Here is a 16,503-nt window from a genome sequence, read left to right on the forward strand (position 1 = left end):
CGGTTCCTTCTCAGAACAATTAAGCAGCGGCTGGAGCGGCTGGGGCTTCGGCGCGATGCGATTTCGCTGCATCTTCGCGTTGTACCGACTTCATCATCGGCGAAGGAGCGGTTTCCGCTTTCTTCATCTTGACGGTCAGGTGACGCAGAACGGCATCATTGAATTTGAATGCGGTTTCCAGCTCAACCAGGGTTTCGTTGTCGGCTTCGATGTTCAGGCAGATGTAGTGTGCCTTCGCCAGTTTCTGGATTGGGTAAGCCATTTGACGGCGGCCCCAGTCTTCAACACGGTGAACGTTGCCGCCGCGGGTCGTTACGGTGGTTTTGTAACGCTCGATCATGGCGGGCACTTGCTCGCTCTGGTCCGGGTGGACGATAAATACGATTTCGTAGTGACGCATGTATAACTCCCTTAAGGACTTGATAAATAGCCCACCCTGGCGTCAAGACAGGTGTGGGAAGAGGTAAGCCCGCGACTATAGCAGCTTTTCAAGCGGAACGCCAGCGCGGCGTGGTCGATGCTACAGTTGGGCCTCGTTGCCGTTACAACAGGATTGCCCGTGAAGCCATTTTTCCTTCTGTCGCTGGCCGCCGCCATGGCCGCCACCTCCCCCGCCCCGGCCGCCGCTGCCGACTACCCGGCCGTCAAGACCAAGGCCTACAGCACGCCGAAATGGCTGTTCGCGCTGCGCGTCGATACGCAAACGCTGGCCCGGCTGACGCCGGTAGCCGATCCCAGCGTCGACTTCACGCTCGGCCCGCGCGTCGAGGAACGCCAGTTCGACGGCTACCGCCATCTCGGCGACCTGACGCTGAAGCTGCGCGTGGCCGGCGGCGAATGGCAGACCTACAGCTCGTTCGCCGCGCGCCAGCCGATCACGGTGCTGCCGGCCGTGCGCGTGCTGGCCGCCGCCGACATCAGCGCCAGCATGGGCGCCGGCCTGCCGCTGACGGTGGAGCGACGCTGGCTCAACGACAAGGGCGCGCTGGTGCTGCGCTACACGCTGATCAACCGCGGCAAGCAGCCGGTCGACATCGCCGAGGCCGGCATGCCGATGGTGTTGGCGCCGGACAGCACCGTCAAGCCGCGCCCCGGCGACCAGGGATCGGTCGAGGTGACCAGCCACGCCGGCTTCAAGCCCGTGCTGCGCGTGCAAGCGGACGGCCGCACGCCGCTGCTGAGCTGGCAAGCGCCGGCCGAGCAGCGCGCCATCAACGAAGACCACGCCAGCTGGGTGACGCCGGGCTTTACGCTGCAGCCGGGCGCCAGCCGCACGATCGGCCTGCGCTTTGTCGCGCGCGCGCAGCCGACGCGCTGAAGCCGAGGGGCCGCCTGCAACAACTTTTTTCAGTTTATTTCGCTCAAAGCAATAAATTCCCTTGCATTGCGAGCCATACTGTACAAAAATACAGACTGTCTATATCCACAGGCTACCGACCACATGCTCAAGCTCACCGCCCGCCAGGAACAAATCCTGAATCTGATCAAGGACGCCATCGAAAACACCGGTTTCCCGCCGACCCGCGCCGAGATCGCCAATGAACTGGGCTTCAAGTCCGCCAACGCGGCCGAGGAGCATTTACAGGCGCTGGCGCGCAAGGGCGCGATCGAAATCGCGGCCGGCACCTCGCGCGGCATCCGGCTGCTGGGTGCGCACGCCGAACCGGCCGCGCCGAAGGTGCCGGCCGCGCTGATGATGTCGCTGCCGCTGATCGGCCGCGTGGCCGCCGGCTCGCCGATCCTGGCGCAGGAAAACCTGGAAGCGAGCTACAGCGTCGATCCGGCGATGTTCGCCGCCAAGCCGGACTACCTGCTCAAGGTGCGCGGCGAATCGATGCGCGACGCCGGCATCATGGACGGCGACTTGCTGGCCGTGAAAAAGGTCGACAGCGCCAAGAACGGCCAGATCGTGGTGGCCCGCATCGGCAGCGAAGTCACGGTCAAGCGCTACCGCAAGACCGGGGCCACCGTCGAGCTGCTGCCGGAAAACCCGGACTTCAAGATCATCAAGGTCGATCCCGAAGCCGACGAATTCGCGCTGGAAGGCCTCGCGGTCGGCCTGATGCGCACCTGGCACTAAAGAGAAAAGCCCGCGCTCGGCGGGCTGTTGGGGCAGATTAGCGGCCGCCGCTCGTCAGCGGCGCCGCGAAACCGGCGCCCCTATCACGCTTCATCGCATTCAGTTTCTCGATTTCCGCACGGCGCTGCTCCAGATCCGAAGCGGTCTTGGCATTCGCACTGACCACATGCGAGTTGGTCTTGGCCTGCCATGCGTCCTGCGCGGCGAGGAAAGCTTCCGCCTCCACCTTGGCGTCGGCCGCCACCGTCGCGTAAGCCTTGTCCATGCGGTCAATAGCTGTGGCGATCTCCTCATCCGTCATCAGGTTTTGCAAGTCAGCAGGAATCGCTTTGCCCACCGGCAGCTGTGCGCTCAGGTTGCTGACAAAGCCCTTGTAGCAACTCTGCCAGCCCTCGATGCCAGCCACGGTTTTCTTGATCTCTTCGGTGGTGGTGGAAACAGCTGGAATCACTGGTTTGACGCAGTTGAACTTCTCCAGCCGCACATCTTCGCCCGCGTATTGCCGGGTGTAGTAGTCGATCTTGGATTTATTGGCAGCACGCTGCGGCGTGAGCTGCAACCCCTGCCTGGCCTCTGCAACGCCAGCGTCGGCAGCCTTGCGGAACAACTCATCGGCTTTGGCCATATCGACCGGCGTGCCTTCGCCATACCAGTGCAGTTCGCCGAGGCGAAGCTGCGCCACGGCGTTGCCGCCAGCGGCAAGCTTGGCGTAGATCGGCAAGGCGCGCGCGTAATCCTTCGCTGCGGCGAACCGGTCCGCATCAGCCATTTCGTCGGCGCGGGCGCCGCCACCCAGCAATGCCAGCGCCAGGCCCAGCAAGTGAATCGTTTTCATCTCATCCCCTTACAATTATTAAAACAGCAAAGCGAGTGTAGCGCAGTCACTTTGTTGCTGCATTAATTTGCCAGATGAATTGGCGAAATCGCAACACTTGTCAGATGATTAGCAGCCTTCCAGCGCGGTGCAGAAGTCGTCCAGCAGGTCGTCGGTGTCTTCGATGCCGACCGAGACGCGGATCAGCGATTCGGCGATGCCCATCGACGCCCGGCGCTCGGCGCCCATTTCGTAGAAGATGGTGTGCGCGACCGGAATGATCAGCGTGCGGTTGTCGCCCAGGTTGGACGCCGGAATCGCCAGCTTCAGGCGGTTGAGGAAGTCGAAGCAGTCCAGCCCTTCCTTCAGCTCAAAACTCAGCAGCGAGCCGTGCGCACGGAACAGCTCGGCGCTGATGCCGTGCTGCGGATGCGACTTCAGGCCCGGATAGTAGACAGCGGCAACCCGCTCATCCTTTTCCAGCAGCTCGGCCAGCGCCAGCGCGTTGGCCGTGGTGCGCTGCATGCGCAGCGCCAGCGTTTCGGCGCCGGCGGCGATGTGGTGCGCGGCATCCGGCGCCAGCGAGGAGCCGAAGTCGCGCAGCGCCTTGGCGCGTACTTGCGCCAGTCCCCATTGCAGCGGCGCGGCTTTCTTGTAGTTCTCGTAGATGTTCGGGAAGCGGGTCCAGTCATAGGCGCCGGTGTCGGTCAGGCTGCCGCCGAGCGCGTTGCCATGGCCGCCGATCGATTTGGTCAGCGCGTTGACCACCAGGCCGGCGTGCACGGTCTTCGGCTGGAACAGGTACGGCGTGGTCATGGTGTTGTCCACCACGTAGAGGATGCCGCGCGCCTTGCACAGCTCGCCGATGCGCTTCAGGTCCGCCACTTGCGTGCGCGGGTTGGCGATGGTTTCGACAAACACCACGCGGGTGCTGTCGGTGAGCGCCGCCTCGACGTTGGCGACATCGGTGGCGTCGACGAAGGACACGCCGATGCCCTGGCTCATCGCGGTCTGCCACAGGCTGTTGGTGTTACCAAACAGGAAGGACGAGGACACCACATGGTCGCCGGCGCGCAGCAGCGCCTGCACCACGGCGCCGATCGCGCCCATGCCGGTGGCGAAGCAGATGGTGCCGACACCCTGCTCCATCTTGTTGACCTTTTCTTCCAGCGCGGAGATGGTCGGGTTGCCTTGGCGGCCGTAACGGAAGCCCGGTTCCTTGCCCTGGAATACCGAGGCCAGCTGGCGCGCGTCGGCGTAGCCGAAGGCCACCGAGGTGTGGATCGGCTTGTGCAGCGAGCCGTGCTCGATGCCCTTCTGGCGATCGCCGTGCAGAATGGTGGTGGTGAAACCGTAGTTCTTTTTTTCGCTCATGTGTTCGTTTCCACGGTCATTCCCGCGCGGGCGGGAATCCATAGAACCGCTGAGCATAGTCAGCATGGATTCCCGCCTGCGCGGGAACGACGAATAATCAGGCTTCGGTGGCGGCCAGGTTCAGGTTCAGCTGCGTGCGCGCGGCGTCTTCCGGCACCTTGGCCTTGGTCGGGTTGTGGCGCTCGTATTCGAGCTTGTCCAGATATTCCTTGGTCACATCGCCGGTCACGTACACGCCGTCAAAGCACGACGCCTCGAAATTGGTCAGCGCCGGGTTGACGTCCGAAATCGCACGCTTCAGCGCATCGATATCCTGGTACACCAGCGCATCGGCGGTAATCTCGCGGCACACCTCTTCCACGGTGCGGCCGTGGGCGATCAGCTCGTCGCGGGTCGGCATGTCGATGCCGTACACGTTCGGGTAAATCACCGGCGGCGCGGCCGAAGCGAAGATCACCTTGGTGGCGCCGGAGTCGCGCGCCATCTGCACGATCTCGCGGCTGGTGGTGCCGCGCACGATGGAGTCGTCCACCAGCAGCACCACCTTGCCCTTGAATTCGTCCGGAATCGCGTTCAGCTTCTGGCGCACGGACTTCTTGCGCGCGGCCTGGCCGGGCATGATGAAGGTGCGGCCGATGTAGCGGTTCTTGATGAAGCCTTCGCGGTACTCGACGTTCAGCGCCAGCGCCAGCTGGATCGCCGCCGGGCGCGACGAATCCGGAATCGGCATCACCACGTCGATCTTCATGTCCTTCAGTTCGCGCTTGATCTTCTCGGCCAGGTACTCGCCCATTTTCAGGCGGGTGGCGTAGACCGAGGCGCCGTCGATCACCGAGTCCGGGCGGGCCAGGTACACATATTCGAACACGCAGGGATTGAGCGACGGATTGTCGGCGCACTGGCGCGCGTGCAGCTGCTTGTCGGCGTCGATGAACACCGCCTCGCCCGGCGCAATGTCGCGCACGAAGCGGAAGCCCATACCTTCCAGCGCCACCGATTCCGAGGCGATCAGGTATTCATTGCCTTCCGGCGTTTCGTTGATGCCCAGGCACAGCGGACGGATGCCGAACGGATCGCGGAACGCCAGCAGGCCGACGCCGGCGATCTGCGCCACGGCGGCATAGCCGCCGCGCACACGGCGGTGCAGCACGGTGACGGCATTGAAAATGGTGTCGGCGTCGATCGAGATATCGACCGTGGCTTTCTGGATTTCGTGGGCCAGCACGTTCAGCAGCACTTCCGAGTCGGAATCGGTGTTGATGTGGCGGCGGTCGTTGATGAACATCTCTTTCTTGAGCTGTTCCCAGTTGGTCAGGTTGCCGTTGTGCGCCAGCGTGATGCCGAACGGCGCGTTGACGTAGAACGGCTGCGCCTCTTCCTCGCTCGACGAGCCGGCGGTCGGGTAGCGGCAGTGGCCGATACCGGAATTGCCTTGCAGCGTACGCATATTCCGCGTGCGGAAGACGTCACGCACCAGGCCGTTGGCCTTGTGCATGGCGAACATGCTGCTGTGATTGGTCGCAATACCCGCCGCATCCTGGCCGCGATGTTGCAGCAGCAACAAGGCGTCATACAGCATTTGGTTGACAGGTTGATGGGAAACGACGCCGACAATGCCACACATGATGGTGCTCCTGGACAGGTACTACAGATTTAAAGAATTCAAAAATTCACATGCTGCGCCAGCGCAGCGGGAAGATACGGCTTGACCATGCGCACGCCTTGCTCGGCGTAGGGGCTGGTGGCCGCCTGCTTCCAGAAATCCTGCTGCGGCAACGAGGTCATCCCGCTTAAGATGACGGCTGCCAACACAATTACAAGCCCGCGCGCGACGCCGAACACGGCGCCCAGCAAGCGGTCGATGAAACTCAGGCCGCCCGCGTCGAGCAAGGCGTCCAGCGCCAGCGACAGCAGGCCCATTAAAATCCGCGCGCCGATGAACAGGGCGAGGAAGGCGATAATCAGCCGCAGCACCTCGCCCGGCACCGCCTCGGGCAGCATCGGCGCCAGTTGGGCGGCATAGGCGTTGGCCACCACGAAGGCGATGATCCAGCTCAGCACCGACAGCACTTCCTTCACCAGTCCGCGCACCAGTCCGATGATGACCGAGGTGACCATGACGAAGATCACCAGATAGTCGAAGAGCGTCACGTCAGACAGTTTCCAGGCGGCCTTCCAGGCCCATGCTGCTCAGCTTGGCCTTGACCTTCTCGGCCTCCTCCTTGCTGCTGAACGGTCCGACACGCACGCGGGTGATGCCCGACGCGGTCTTCTGCGTGAAGGAGCTGATGCCGCCGCTCTTCAGCTTGGCGCGCAACTCCTCGACCTTGGCCGCATCGCTCAATGCCGCCACTTGCAGCACGAATTTCTCGCCGGACGGCGCGGCGGCCTGCTTGCCTTCCAGGATGGCCAGCGCGCGCGCGTCTTCCGACTTGGCTGCCGCCGGCTTGCTCTCGGCCGGCTTGTCAGCGCCCTTGGCCTTCGCTTCGGCCAGCTTGCGCTCGGCTTCCTGCTTCTCGGCTTTCAGCCCGGCTTCCGCCTTGGCTTCGGCCAGCTTGCGTTCCTGCTCCTGCTTGTGCTCGCGTTCAGCCTTGGCGTCGGCCAGCGCCTTGGCCTGGGCTTCCGCTTTGGCTTCGGCCTTGGCGCGTGCATCCGCCTCCGCCTTGGCGTCCGGCCTGGTGGTGTCGACGGCGGCGACCGTCGGCGCGGCGGCCGCCGGCGACGGCTTGGCGGACGGTTTCACGTCCTCGACGATTTCTTCCTTGCTGTCCAGCGCGGCGGTGGCCGGCACCGGCTCGGCGCGCGCCGGCGCTGGCGCGGCCTCGGCCAACGGCTTGTCCTTGGATGGAATTTTGATATCAATGTCGGACGACAGCGGCTTCGGCTCGGAATCGAGCAGCATCGGCAGGCCGACGGCGACGCCCAGCGCCAGCATGATGGCGCCGACCAGGCGGCGGCGTGCGCGTTTCTTTTCCGGCAACACCGGGTCATTGTCCTCGCGGTCGCGCGAGCGGCGCTTGGGACCGTCGGCGGACGAGGCGCGCTTGGCGCGGGCGCGTTCAGACAACGCCTGGTCATCCGCGCTGGTGTAATAACCGCTGTCTTGACCAGCGTCTTGCTTGTTTTTGCCAGATTTCGAGAACAAGCCCATGCGTGATTTCAGTCCTGTGCGTTCAGTGAAGTGAGGATTTTCGCGCCGCCATGACACCGGCGACGGTCAGGAAAGATCCAAAGACCACAATTCTATCATCCTCCCCGGCCCGGCTGATGGCATTTGCGTACGCGGCGGCAGGGTCGTCGAACACATTGATGGTGCGCTCGTCGCGCTCCGGTTGCACCGCCTGCACCTTGGCGGCCAGTTCCGCGGCGCTGGCCGAGCGCGGCGACGGCAACGTTGCCAGGCACCAGTGGTCGACGTGCTCGGACATGGCGGCGATGACGCCGTCGATATCCTTGTCGTGCATGGAGCCGAACACGGCGTAGGTGTAGCGGTGGAAGCCCATGTTGCCGAGGTTCTGGTTCAGCGCTGCGGCGGCGTGCGGGTTATGGGCGACGTCGAGGATGATGGTCGGGCGGCCCGGCAGCACCTGGAAGCGGCCCGGCAGTTCGACCGTGACCAGCCCGGTGCGCACTTCCTGCGCGCCGACCGGCAGCTCCAGCTTCAGCGCCTCCAGCGCGGCCAGCGCGGCGCAGGCGTTGAGGATCTGGTTGGCGCCGCGCAGGCTCGGATAGGCCAGCGAGTTGCGACGCTGGCCGCGGCCGCCGTAGCTCCACTGCTGCTTGTCGCCGGAGTAATTGAAATCGCGGCCCATCAGCCACAGGTCGGCGCCGATGGCGTTGGCGTGGTCGATCAGCGACTGCGGCGGCACCGGGTCCGAGCAGATCGCGGTTTTACCCGGACGGAAGATGCCAGCCTTCTCGAAGCCGATCTTCTCGCGCGTATCGCCAAGGTAGTCGGTATGGTCGATGTCGACGCTGGTGACGATAGCGACGTCGGCATCAACGATGTTGACGGCGTCCAGCCGGCCGCCCAGGCCCACTTCCAAAATCACCACGTCCATGCCGGCTTGCGACAGCAGCATCATGATGGCCAGCGTGGTGAACTCGAAGTACGTCAGTGTGGTGTCGCCGCGCGCGGCCTCGACTGCGTTGAACGCTTGCACCAGCGTCTCATCGCTGGCCATGTCGCCGTTGATGCGGGCGCGCTCGTTGAAGTCGAGGAAATGCGGCTTGATGTACAGGCCGACCTTGTAGCCGGCGCGCATCAGCACCGATTCCAGCATGGCGCAGGTCGACCCTTTGCCGTTGGTGCCGGCCACCATGATGACCGGGCAGCTGAAGCTCAGTTGCAGGCGCTCCTTGACGGCGAGAACGCGGTCTAGCCCCATGTTGATGACGGTTTCGGCGTGGCGCGATTCAAGCAGCGCAAGCCAGGCGGGCAAAGTAGTTGGGAGGTTCGACATGATGTGACTTCTGAAATGGAAACGGCGCGCAGGCCGGATGATATCCGATTGCGCGCCGTCGCGTGTAACTCTGGCGTCTTCCCGCGCGGGCGGGAACCCATAGCATGCATGCTCAGCATGGATTCCCGCCTGCGCGGGAATGACGGTTTTAAGCCAGCACTTCCACCGGCTGATTTTGCAGCAGGGCCAGCAGGCGGGCGATTTCCTCGCGCATCTTGCGGCGGTCGACGATCATGTCGACGGCGCCCTTCTGTACCAGGAATTCGGCACGCTGGAAGCCTTCCGGCAGTTTCTCGCGCACGGTGTTTTCGATCACGCGCGGGCCGGCGAAGCCGATCAGCGCCTTCGGTTCGGCGATGACCACGTCCCCCATGAAGGCGAACGAGGCCGACACGCCGCCCATGGTCGGGTCGGTCAACACGCTGATGAACGGCAGTTTCTTCTCCGACAACTTGGTCAGCATGGCAGTGGTCTTGGCCATCTGCATCAGCGACAGCAGGCCTTCCTGCATGCGGGCGCCGCCGGTGGCGGTGATGCAAATGAACGGCACTTTCTGCTCCAGCGCCACCTGGGCGCCGCGCACGAAGCGCTCGCCGACCACGGAACCCATCGAGCCGCCCATGAACTCGAACTCGAAGCACGCCACCACGGCTGGCAGGCTCATGATCGAGCCACCCATAACGATCAGGGCGTCGGTTTCGCCGGTGGCTTCCATCGCCTGTTTCAGGCGGTCCGGGTATTTCTTGCTATCTTTAAACTTCAGCGTATCGACTGGCAGCGTATCCATGCCAATTTCATAACGGCCGCCGGCGTCGAACAGGCTGTCGAGGCGTTCGCGGGCGCGGATGCGCATATGGTGATCGCATTTCGGGCAGACGTGCAGGTTCGACTCCAGGTCGGTGCGGTACAGCACGGCCTCGCACGACGGGCATTTGACCCACAGGCCTTCCGGCATGGTCTTGCGGGCGCCGGCGTCGGAACGCTGGATACGTGGGGGCAGCAGTTTTTCCAACCAACTCATAAATTCTCCTTGCAGCTTACTCGTGGGCCGAAGTGTAGCCGTTTCTCGCCCCCCTGTCGAACTTTAGAGGAATTGCACTACCCCGATAGAGGGAGCTTGCCCAACTCCGCCCCTTCAGGGTGAGAATGCCAAGATTGGCTTTATAGCCACATCCGGCGATGTGGCGACCGCTCCCTTTTAACATAGCGGGTGCTTCACTATGCATCAAGGTGAGCGGTCGGAATTTGAGAGGCGTCAGGCGTCGAGGGCGGTGCGGATGGCGGTGGTGAAGGCTTGCACGGCGGCGGCGGCGTTGTCTTTGCCGGCGGTTTCGATTTCCTGAATGATGCGGCTGCCGATGACGACCGCGTCCGCCACCTCGGCCACGGCGCGCGCGGTGGCGCCGTCGCGGATGCCGAAGCCCACGCCCACCGGCAATTTCACGTGCTTGCGAATGGCCTTCAGGCGCTGCGCCACGTCGGCCACATCGATGTTGCCGGCGCCGGTCACGCCCTTCAGCGATACGTAGTAGCTGAAGCCGCCGCCGACCTTGGCCACCTGCTCGATGCGCTGTTCGGTCGAGGTCGGCGCCAGCAGGAAGATCAGGTCTAGCTCGGCCCCGCGCATGGCGGCGGCAAACTCCTCGCACTCCTCAGGCGGGTAATCGACCACGATCGCGCCGTCCGCGCCAACCGCCTTCGACCGGGCGATGAACTCGGCGGCGCCGATGCGCTCGATCGGATTGGCATAGCCCATCAGCACCACCGGCGTGCGCTGGTTGGTCTTGCGGAATTCGGCGACGTAGTTAAACACGTCCTGGATGCCGACGCCGTTGGCCAGCGCGCGCTCGCAGGCGCGCTGGATCACCGGGCCTTCGGCCATCGGGTCGGAGAACGGCACGCCCAGTTCGATGATGTCGGCGCCGCCGGCCACCAGGGCGTGCATCAAGGGCACGGTCGATTCACGGCCGGGATCGCCGGCGGTGATGAAAGTGACCAGCGCGGTTTTGTTTTGCGCTTTCAAGGCGCTGAAGGTTGCTGCGATTTTGGACATAGTGTTCCTTTTGATATCGGTCGTCATTCCCGCGCAGGCGGGAATCCATGGACGGTCACGCTCAACATGGGTTCCCGCCTGCGCGGGAACTGACGCGCTAGCTGAAGTTCAGCCCCATACGCTCAGCGACCGTATGCATGTCCTTGTCACCACGGCCCGACAGGTTGGCCAACACAATCTGCTCTTTCGGCAGCGTGGCTGCCAGCTTGGCCGCGTAGGCCAGGGCATGCGACGATTCCAGCGCCGGGATAATGCCTTCGATATGGCAGCAATCGTGGAATGCCTTCAGCGCTTCCTCATCGGTGATCGACACATACTCGGCGCGACCGCTATCCTTCAGATACGCGTGCTCGGGGCCGACGCCCGGATAATCGAGGCCGGCCGACACCGAATGCGTCTCAATGATCTGGCCATTCTCATCCTGCAACAGATACGTGCGGTTACCGTGCAGGACGCCCGGATAGCCCTTGGTCAGCGAAGCGGCGTGCTTGTCGCCGTCCAGCCCCTCGCCCGCCGCCTCCACGCCGACCAGCTTCGTGCCGGCCTCGTCGATGTAAGGATAGAAAATCCCCATGGCGTTCGAGCCGCCGCCAATGCAGGCCACCACGTAATCGGGCTGGCGGCCGGTCATTTCCGGCATCTGCACCAGGCACTCCTCGCCGATCACGGACTGGAAATCGCGCACCAGCATCGGATACGGGTGCGGGCCGGCCACGGTGCCGATGATGTAGAAGGTGTTTTCAATATTGGTGACCCAGTCGCGCATGGCCTCGTTCAGCGCGTCCTTCAGCGTCTTCGAGCCGGATTCGACCGGCACAACCGTCGCCCCCAGCAGCTTCATGCGGTAGACATTCTGGGCCTGGCGCTTGACGTCCTCGCTGCCCATGTACACCACGCACTCCAGGCCGAAGCGCGCGCAGATGGTCGCGGTGGCCACGCCGTGCTGGCCGGCGCCGGTTTCGGCGATGATGCGCGGCTTGCCCATGCGCCCGGCCAGCAGCGCCTGGCCGATGACGTTGTTGATCTTGTGCGCGCCGGTGTGGTTCAGGTCTTCGCGCTTGAAATAGATTTGCGCGCCGCCGGCCTGCTCGGACCAGCGCTTGGCGTGATAAATCGGCGACGGCCGGCCGACAAAATGCTTCAGCTCGTAGCGGAATTCTTCAAGGAATTCAGGGTCTTTGCTGTACCTGGCGTAGGCTTCGTTGAGCTCGGCCAGCGCGTACGTCAGGGTCTCGGCGACGAAGCTGCCGCCGTAGGGGCCAAAGTGGCCTTTGGCGTCGGGAAGTTCATAATCCTTGGCGTGAAACAGGGCTTTCATGATGGGCTGCGCTTTCGATAAGAGTATCTGCTGCCCGCACCGCCGCGACAAAGTCGGCAATCTTGCGGGCGTCCTTGATCCCCTTGGACGCTTCGACACCAGAGCTGATGTCCACTGCGTAGGGGCGTACACCTGCCACCGCGTCAGTCGCGTTGTGTACGCTCAAGCCACCACTCAAAACGACCCGAGGCGCGAGATCTTTTGGAACGAGAGACCAATCAAAACCCTTTCCTGCGCCACCGTAAGCGTCCACATAGGTATCCAGCAACAGGCTGGTGAACAAGGGACTGGCGGCGCGGTTTGCCTGCTCGTATTCTAGCAGTTCATCCGGACGTGTGTCAGGTTTGACGCGGAACACCTTCATGAACTGTCGCCCGGCCGCGGCGCCGATGGCGGCGGCGGCGGCCACCGTTTCATCGCCATGCAATTGTATTAACGACACCGGCGCCACGCGCACGATGGCCGCCACCTCTTGCGGCGTGTGGTTGACGAACAGGCCGACCGTGGTGATCAACGGCGGCACCACGCGCAGCAGCTCGGCGGCGCGCTCGGGCGTCACGTAGCGCGGGCTTTTCGGGTAGAACACAAAACCGATCGCATCGGCGCCGGCCGCCACCACGGCTTGCACGTCTTCCTCGCGGGTCAGGCCGCAGATCTTGATACGGGTACGCATCGCGCTATCCTCTTAAAACCACGGCAGCTGGCTGGCGGCTTCCTGCGGCAGCGCCCATTTTTCATCGTAATCGATTTTCGCCAGGTACAGGCCGTCCGGCATGAAGGTCGGCGCGGCCACCTGGCGGTTTTTCGCCACCAGCAATTCGCCCATCCACGTCACATCCTCGCGGCCCTGGCCGATGTAGACCAGCGAGCCGACCAGGTTGCGCACCATGTGGTGCAGGAAGGCGCTGGCTTTCAGCGTGAAGATGATCAGGTCGCCCTGGCGGCGGATCTGGATGTCGTGCATCTGCTTGACCGGCGACTTGGCCTGGCAGTGGGCTGCGCGGAAAGCGGTGAAGTCATGCGTGCCGATCAGCGGCCTGACCGCCTCCTGCATGCGCGCGACATCCAGCGCGTGGTGGTAGAAGCCGGCGCGGCCGTTCAGCAGCGGCGAGCGCGTCTGGTGGTTGTACAGCACGTAATGATAGGTGCGCGCCTGCGCGCTGAAACGGGCGTGGAAGAAGTTGTCGGCTGCCGGGTCGCCGTCCAGCTCCTTGGCCCAGCGCACGCCGATCGACGGCGGCAGGAAAGCGTTGATGCCGCGCACCCAGGCGTGCGGCAAGCGGTTCAGATCGGTATCGAAATGCACCACCTGCTCGGAAGCGTGGACGCCGGCGTCGGTGCGGCCGGCGCAAGTGGTAGCCAGCGGCACGGTGGCGAATTCCAGAATGGCCTGCTCCAGCTTGTCCTGCACGGTGAGGCCGTGGTCCTGCTTCTGGTAGCCGTGCCAGGCCTGGCCGTCGTACTGGAGCCCGATTGCGATCCGTTTCAAAATTGCTGCCCAATCTAAATGTCTGAGTCAGCCATTATATAACGGCGGGGTGCTATCCCAGCTGGGCCTTCATGGCGTTGGCCTTGGCGACCTGCTCGTCGCTGCCGCCGCGCAGCACCTCGTCCAGCAGCTCGCGCGCGCCCTCCTTGTCGCCGATTTCCTGGTAGGCCACCGCCAGGTCCAGCTTGGTGTCCATTTCCATGTGCAGCGCCGACAGCGGCTCGCCGCCCTGCGCGCCCGCGGCTGGCGTGTCGCCGGCCAGCGCGCCCAGGTCCAGGTCGATGCCGGACAGGTCGAATTCCTGCGCCGCCGGCGCAGGGGCCGGCGCGGTGGTTGCGGCGTCCGGCGGGAAATCCAGGCTGGCGTCGAAGTCCAGCGGCGCCACAGCCGTCTGTGGCGGCGCGGTGAAAGCCGGCGCCTCGGGGATGTCAAAGCCAGCCAGGTCCAGGTCCAGCGGGCCAGTCGTGCCGACCGGCTGGGTTTCCACGGCCGGGGCCGAAGCAGCGGCCGGCATGTCGAGGCCGAAGTCCATGCTCAGGTCGTCTACAGGCGCGGTGGCAGGCGATGCCGGCGCGTCGTTCGCCGGCGGCGGCGCCGATGCTGTATCGAAGTTCAGGCCGCCGAGGTCGAAGTCCATCAGGTTGCCGGCGTCGGCTGCCACGGAGGCTGGCGACACCGAGGCATCGGCCGCCTGCGGCAGCGCGGTTTCCAGATCGGCGGCAGCGAAATTGGCGCCGAAGTCGGTGCTGCTGGCGGCCGGCGCGGTGTCCTGGCTCAAGTCCAGGTCCAACGGCGACAGCGCCGGCGCCGATTCCGGCTCGGCAGCGAAGGTATTGCCGTAGTCGCTGCCGAAGTCCGGCGCTGCGGCTGCCGCGCCCGCAGCCACGACGGCTGCTGCGGCAGGTGCGGCAACGCCGCTGTCGTGCAGGCCGCCATCGTGGTTGCCGCTGTACAGCGGGTTGTCCGGGTCCAGCGTTTTGCCCATGGCGGCAGCGCGCTCCCACTCGTCGCCCTGGCCGCGGGTTTGCGCGTACAGCTCCGACGCCTGGGTTTCGAACGCGCGCGCGTCCTTGCGGGCCAGATAGATTTCCAGCAATTTCAGGCGCACGGCGTGGCGCTCCGGATGGGTGCGCAGCGCTTCTTTCAGGATCTCTTCCGCCTGGGCGTCGCGGCCGTAGGCGATATACACATCGGCTTCCGCCACCGGATCGACCTCATTGGTATCGAGCTGGCTGGCCGATGGTGCGAAGTTCGAGTTGAACACGCTGTTATTGGCGTCAACGCTCTGGCCCTCCGCTTCGGCAACCGGCGGCTGCGGCGCCGGCGCGGCCGGTTCGCCGAGGATCGACGCCTCTTCCTGTGGCACGACGAATTTCTTGCGGCGGCGGGACGAGACGTAGGCCAGCGCGGCGGCCAGCACGGCTACCGCCGCCAGGCCGACGTAGGCCAGGTTGTCCATGATGATTTCGAAGATGCTCGGCTCGGCGATTTTCTTCGGCGGCAGCACCGGTGTGCGCTTGGTTTTTGCTCGGCCTGCGCTGCGGCCGGCGCGGGAGCGGCCGGCGCCGGCGCTGCGGCCGGCGCCGCTGCGGCTGGCGCCTTGACGTCGGCGGCGGTCTTGCTCTTCATCGACATCAACTTTTCCAGATCGTTGACGTTCTTTTCCAGTTCCTTGACGCGGGCGGCCGCCTCGTCCACCTGCTTTTGCTTGGCGATCTTGTCCTCATCCGCCGCCACGCCGGTCTTGCCGGCTTGCGGCTTCTCGGTGGTGGCCTTGGACAAGGTCAGCTTGTCCTGCGCGGTGTTGGCGGCGTTCGGCTTCTCTTCGACCTTGGCGCTGACTTTGCCGGAGGCGTTTTGCGTCGGTTCGGCTTCCTTGGCCGGCGTGCTGGCGGCCACCTGGCCGGCCAGCTTGGCGCGGTAGGCGTTGAAGTCGAGCGCGTGCGCCACCACCACGCTGCGCGCCTCGCCTTCGCCGCCGACGGCGGTGATCTGCTCGGTGTTCGGCACGGACAGGATCTGGCCGGATTTCAGCCGGTTCATATTCTTGCCGCTGAAGGCTTCCGGATTGGCGCGGTACAGCGCGACCAGCATGGCGTCCAGCGAAACATCGACCGGCTTGACCTGGTTGGCGATGCGGGTCAGCGTGTCGCCGCGCTTGACCTTGTACTGGCTGGCGACAGCTTTCGGCGCCGGCGCTTTCGCTGCGGCGGCCGGCGCGGCGGCGCCCGGGGCTGGCGCGGCTGCGGCCGGCTGGGCCGGCGCGGTGGCGGCGTTGCCTGCCGCGCCCGGCGGCTGCGCAGCGATGGCAGCGGCCGCTGCCGCGTTGGCGCTGCGGTTGCTGATATCCACCGGCGCCGTCACTTGCGGCGCCTGCGTGGCGCGCATCTCGGGCGGGTCCAGCAGGAAGGTATATTCGCGCACCATGCGGCCGCCATTCCACGTCAGTTCCAGCAGCATGTCGACGAACGGTTCGTTGATGGCCTGGCCGGAGCTGACCTTGATGATCTGGCGGCCGTTACGCTGCTCGACGTCGAAGCGCAGCGACAGCAGCGCCGGGTTGAAATCGATATTGGCGTTGCGGAAGGATTCGGCCGGCGCCAGCTTGGCCACCAGCGCGCCGGCCTCTTCCGGCGTGACCGAGGTCAGTTCGATTTCCGCGCGCAGCGGCTGGCCGAGGGCCGACAACACCGTCAACTTGCCTAGCCCGGCCGCATTGGCCGTGGCGGCCATCAACACCGCGCTGGCTACTGCGCTGGTGAGAGTTTTCAACGCAAACGAAACAACGCGGGGGCGATTTTGTACTGGCATAGTCGGTGGTTTTTATGGTTGTCAGTTGGAAAATGTTACTTTCCCAGATATGTCAACATAACATCATGCTTTTGACTGCGCAAGTTTAAACGACAAAAAGG

General features: G+C 64.4%; 16 protein-coding genes. 2 read left to right on the forward strand and 14 right to left on the reverse strand.

Annotation, left to right across the window (positions count from 1 at the left end; genetic code table 11):
• Positions 1–19 precede the first annotated feature (19 nt).
• Positions 20–400 (reverse strand): 30S ribosomal protein S6, encoded by a 381-nt coding sequence (rpsF, locus tag ACRQ5J_RS22065; protein WP_432379808.1) that lies wholly within the window; start codon positions 398–400, stop codon positions 20–22.
• 159 nt (positions 401–559) lie between these two features.
• Here rpsF and ACRQ5J_RS22070 point away from each other — a divergent pair, with 159 nt between their 5' ends.
• Together ACRQ5J_RS22070 and lexA are read left to right on the forward strand one after the other, a co-directional pair.
• Positions 560–1,318 carry a DUF5695 domain-containing protein gene (locus ACRQ5J_RS22070; RefSeq protein ID WP_432379810.1) on the forward strand — a complete coding sequence of 253 codons (759 nt, stop codon included), beginning with the start codon at positions 560–562 and terminating at the stop codon, positions 1,316–1,318.
• Positions 1,319–1,441: 123 nt separating this feature from the next.
• Complete coding sequence (gene lexA, locus ACRQ5J_RS22075; RefSeq protein WP_432379812.1) at positions 1,442–2,080, forward strand: transcriptional repressor LexA; 639 nt, start codon at positions 1,442–1,444, stop codon at positions 2,078–2,080.
• Positions 2,081–2,117: 37 nt separating this feature from the next.
• Here lexA and ACRQ5J_RS22080 read toward each other — a convergent pair whose 3' ends face one another.
• The 13 genes from ACRQ5J_RS22080 to ACRQ5J_RS22140 all read right to left on the reverse strand — a co-directional run bounded on the left by ACRQ5J_RS22080 (position 2,118) and on the right by ACRQ5J_RS22140 (position 16,363).
• A complete protein-coding gene (locus ACRQ5J_RS22080; RefSeq protein WP_432379814.1) occupies positions 2,118–2,915 on the reverse strand; it encodes a tetratricopeptide repeat protein in 798 nt (265 codons plus the stop codon).
• A 108-nt stretch (positions 2,916–3,023) separates the two neighbouring features.
• Complete coding sequence (locus ACRQ5J_RS22085) at positions 3,024–4,268, reverse strand: cystathionine gamma-synthase family protein (protein ID WP_432379816.1); 1,245 nt, start codon at positions 4,266–4,268, stop codon at positions 3,024–3,026.
• Positions 4,269–4,365: 97 nt separating this feature from the next.
• Positions 4,366–5,892 carry an amidophosphoribosyltransferase gene (purF, locus tag ACRQ5J_RS22090; RefSeq protein ID WP_432379818.1) on the reverse strand — a complete coding sequence of 509 codons (1,527 nt, stop codon included), beginning with the start codon at positions 5,890–5,892 and terminating at the stop codon, positions 4,366–4,368.
• Positions 5,893–5,930: 38 nt separating this feature from the next.
• On the reverse strand, positions 5,931–6,419 hold the full coding sequence (locus tag ACRQ5J_RS22095; RefSeq protein WP_432379820.1) for a CvpA family protein: 489 nt from the start codon (positions 6,417–6,419) through the stop codon (positions 5,931–5,933).
• Position 6,420: 1 nt separating this feature from the next.
• Positions 6,421–7,335: an SPOR domain-containing protein gene (locus tag ACRQ5J_RS22100; protein WP_432379821.1), complete on the reverse strand. Its 915-nt coding sequence runs from the start codon at positions 7,333–7,335 to the stop codon at positions 6,421–6,423.
• Between the two features lie 106 nt (positions 7,336–7,441).
• Positions 7,442–8,731, reverse strand: a complete 1,290-nt coding sequence (folC, locus tag ACRQ5J_RS22105) for a bifunctional tetrahydrofolate synthase/dihydrofolate synthase (RefSeq protein WP_432379823.1) — start codon at positions 8,729–8,731, stop codon at positions 7,442–7,444.
• 148 nt (positions 8,732–8,879) lie between these two features.
• Entirely contained in the window at positions 8,880–9,752 is an 873-nt protein-coding gene (gene accD, locus ACRQ5J_RS22110) for an acetyl-CoA carboxylase, carboxyltransferase subunit beta (protein WP_432379825.1), read from the reverse strand.
• Positions 9,753–9,986: 234 nt separating this feature from the next.
• A complete protein-coding gene (trpA, locus tag ACRQ5J_RS22115) occupies positions 9,987–10,784 on the reverse strand; it encodes a tryptophan synthase subunit alpha (protein ID WP_432379827.1) in 798 nt (265 codons plus the stop codon).
• A 97-nt stretch (positions 10,785–10,881) separates the two neighbouring features.
• Complete coding sequence (gene trpB, locus ACRQ5J_RS22120; RefSeq protein WP_432379828.1) at positions 10,882–12,102, reverse strand: tryptophan synthase subunit beta; 1,221 nt, start codon at positions 12,100–12,102, stop codon at positions 10,882–10,884.
• Positions 12,071–12,775, reverse strand: coding sequence for a phosphoribosylanthranilate isomerase (locus ACRQ5J_RS22125; protein ID WP_432379829.1), 705 nt, complete (start codon positions 12,773–12,775; stop codon positions 12,071–12,073). The genes trpB and ACRQ5J_RS22125 overlap by 32 nt, the downstream gene beginning before the upstream one ends.
• A gap of 12 nt (positions 12,776–12,787) precedes the next feature.
• Positions 12,788–13,591 carry a tRNA pseudouridine(38-40) synthase TruA gene (gene truA, locus ACRQ5J_RS22130; protein ID WP_432379831.1) on the reverse strand — a complete coding sequence of 268 codons (804 nt, stop codon included), beginning with the start codon at positions 13,589–13,591 and terminating at the stop codon, positions 12,788–12,790.
• 52 nt (positions 13,592–13,643) lie between these two features.
• Positions 13,644–15,098 (reverse strand): FimV/HubP family polar landmark protein, encoded by a 1,455-nt coding sequence (locus ACRQ5J_RS22135; RefSeq protein WP_432379833.1) that lies wholly within the window; start codon positions 15,096–15,098, stop codon positions 13,644–13,646.
• On the reverse strand, positions 15,014–16,363 hold the full coding sequence (locus tag ACRQ5J_RS22140; protein ID WP_432379835.1) for a type IV pilus assembly protein FimV: 1,350 nt from the start codon (positions 16,361–16,363) through the stop codon (positions 15,014–15,016). The genes ACRQ5J_RS22135 and ACRQ5J_RS22140 overlap by 85 nt, the downstream gene beginning before the upstream one ends.
• Positions 16,364–16,503: the final 140 nt, after the last annotated feature.

This window comes from Duganella sp. P38, from assembly GCF_050859475.1.
In the GTDB taxonomy this organism is placed as follows: Bacteria; Pseudomonadota; Gammaproteobacteria; order Burkholderiales; family Burkholderiaceae_D; genus Rugamonas.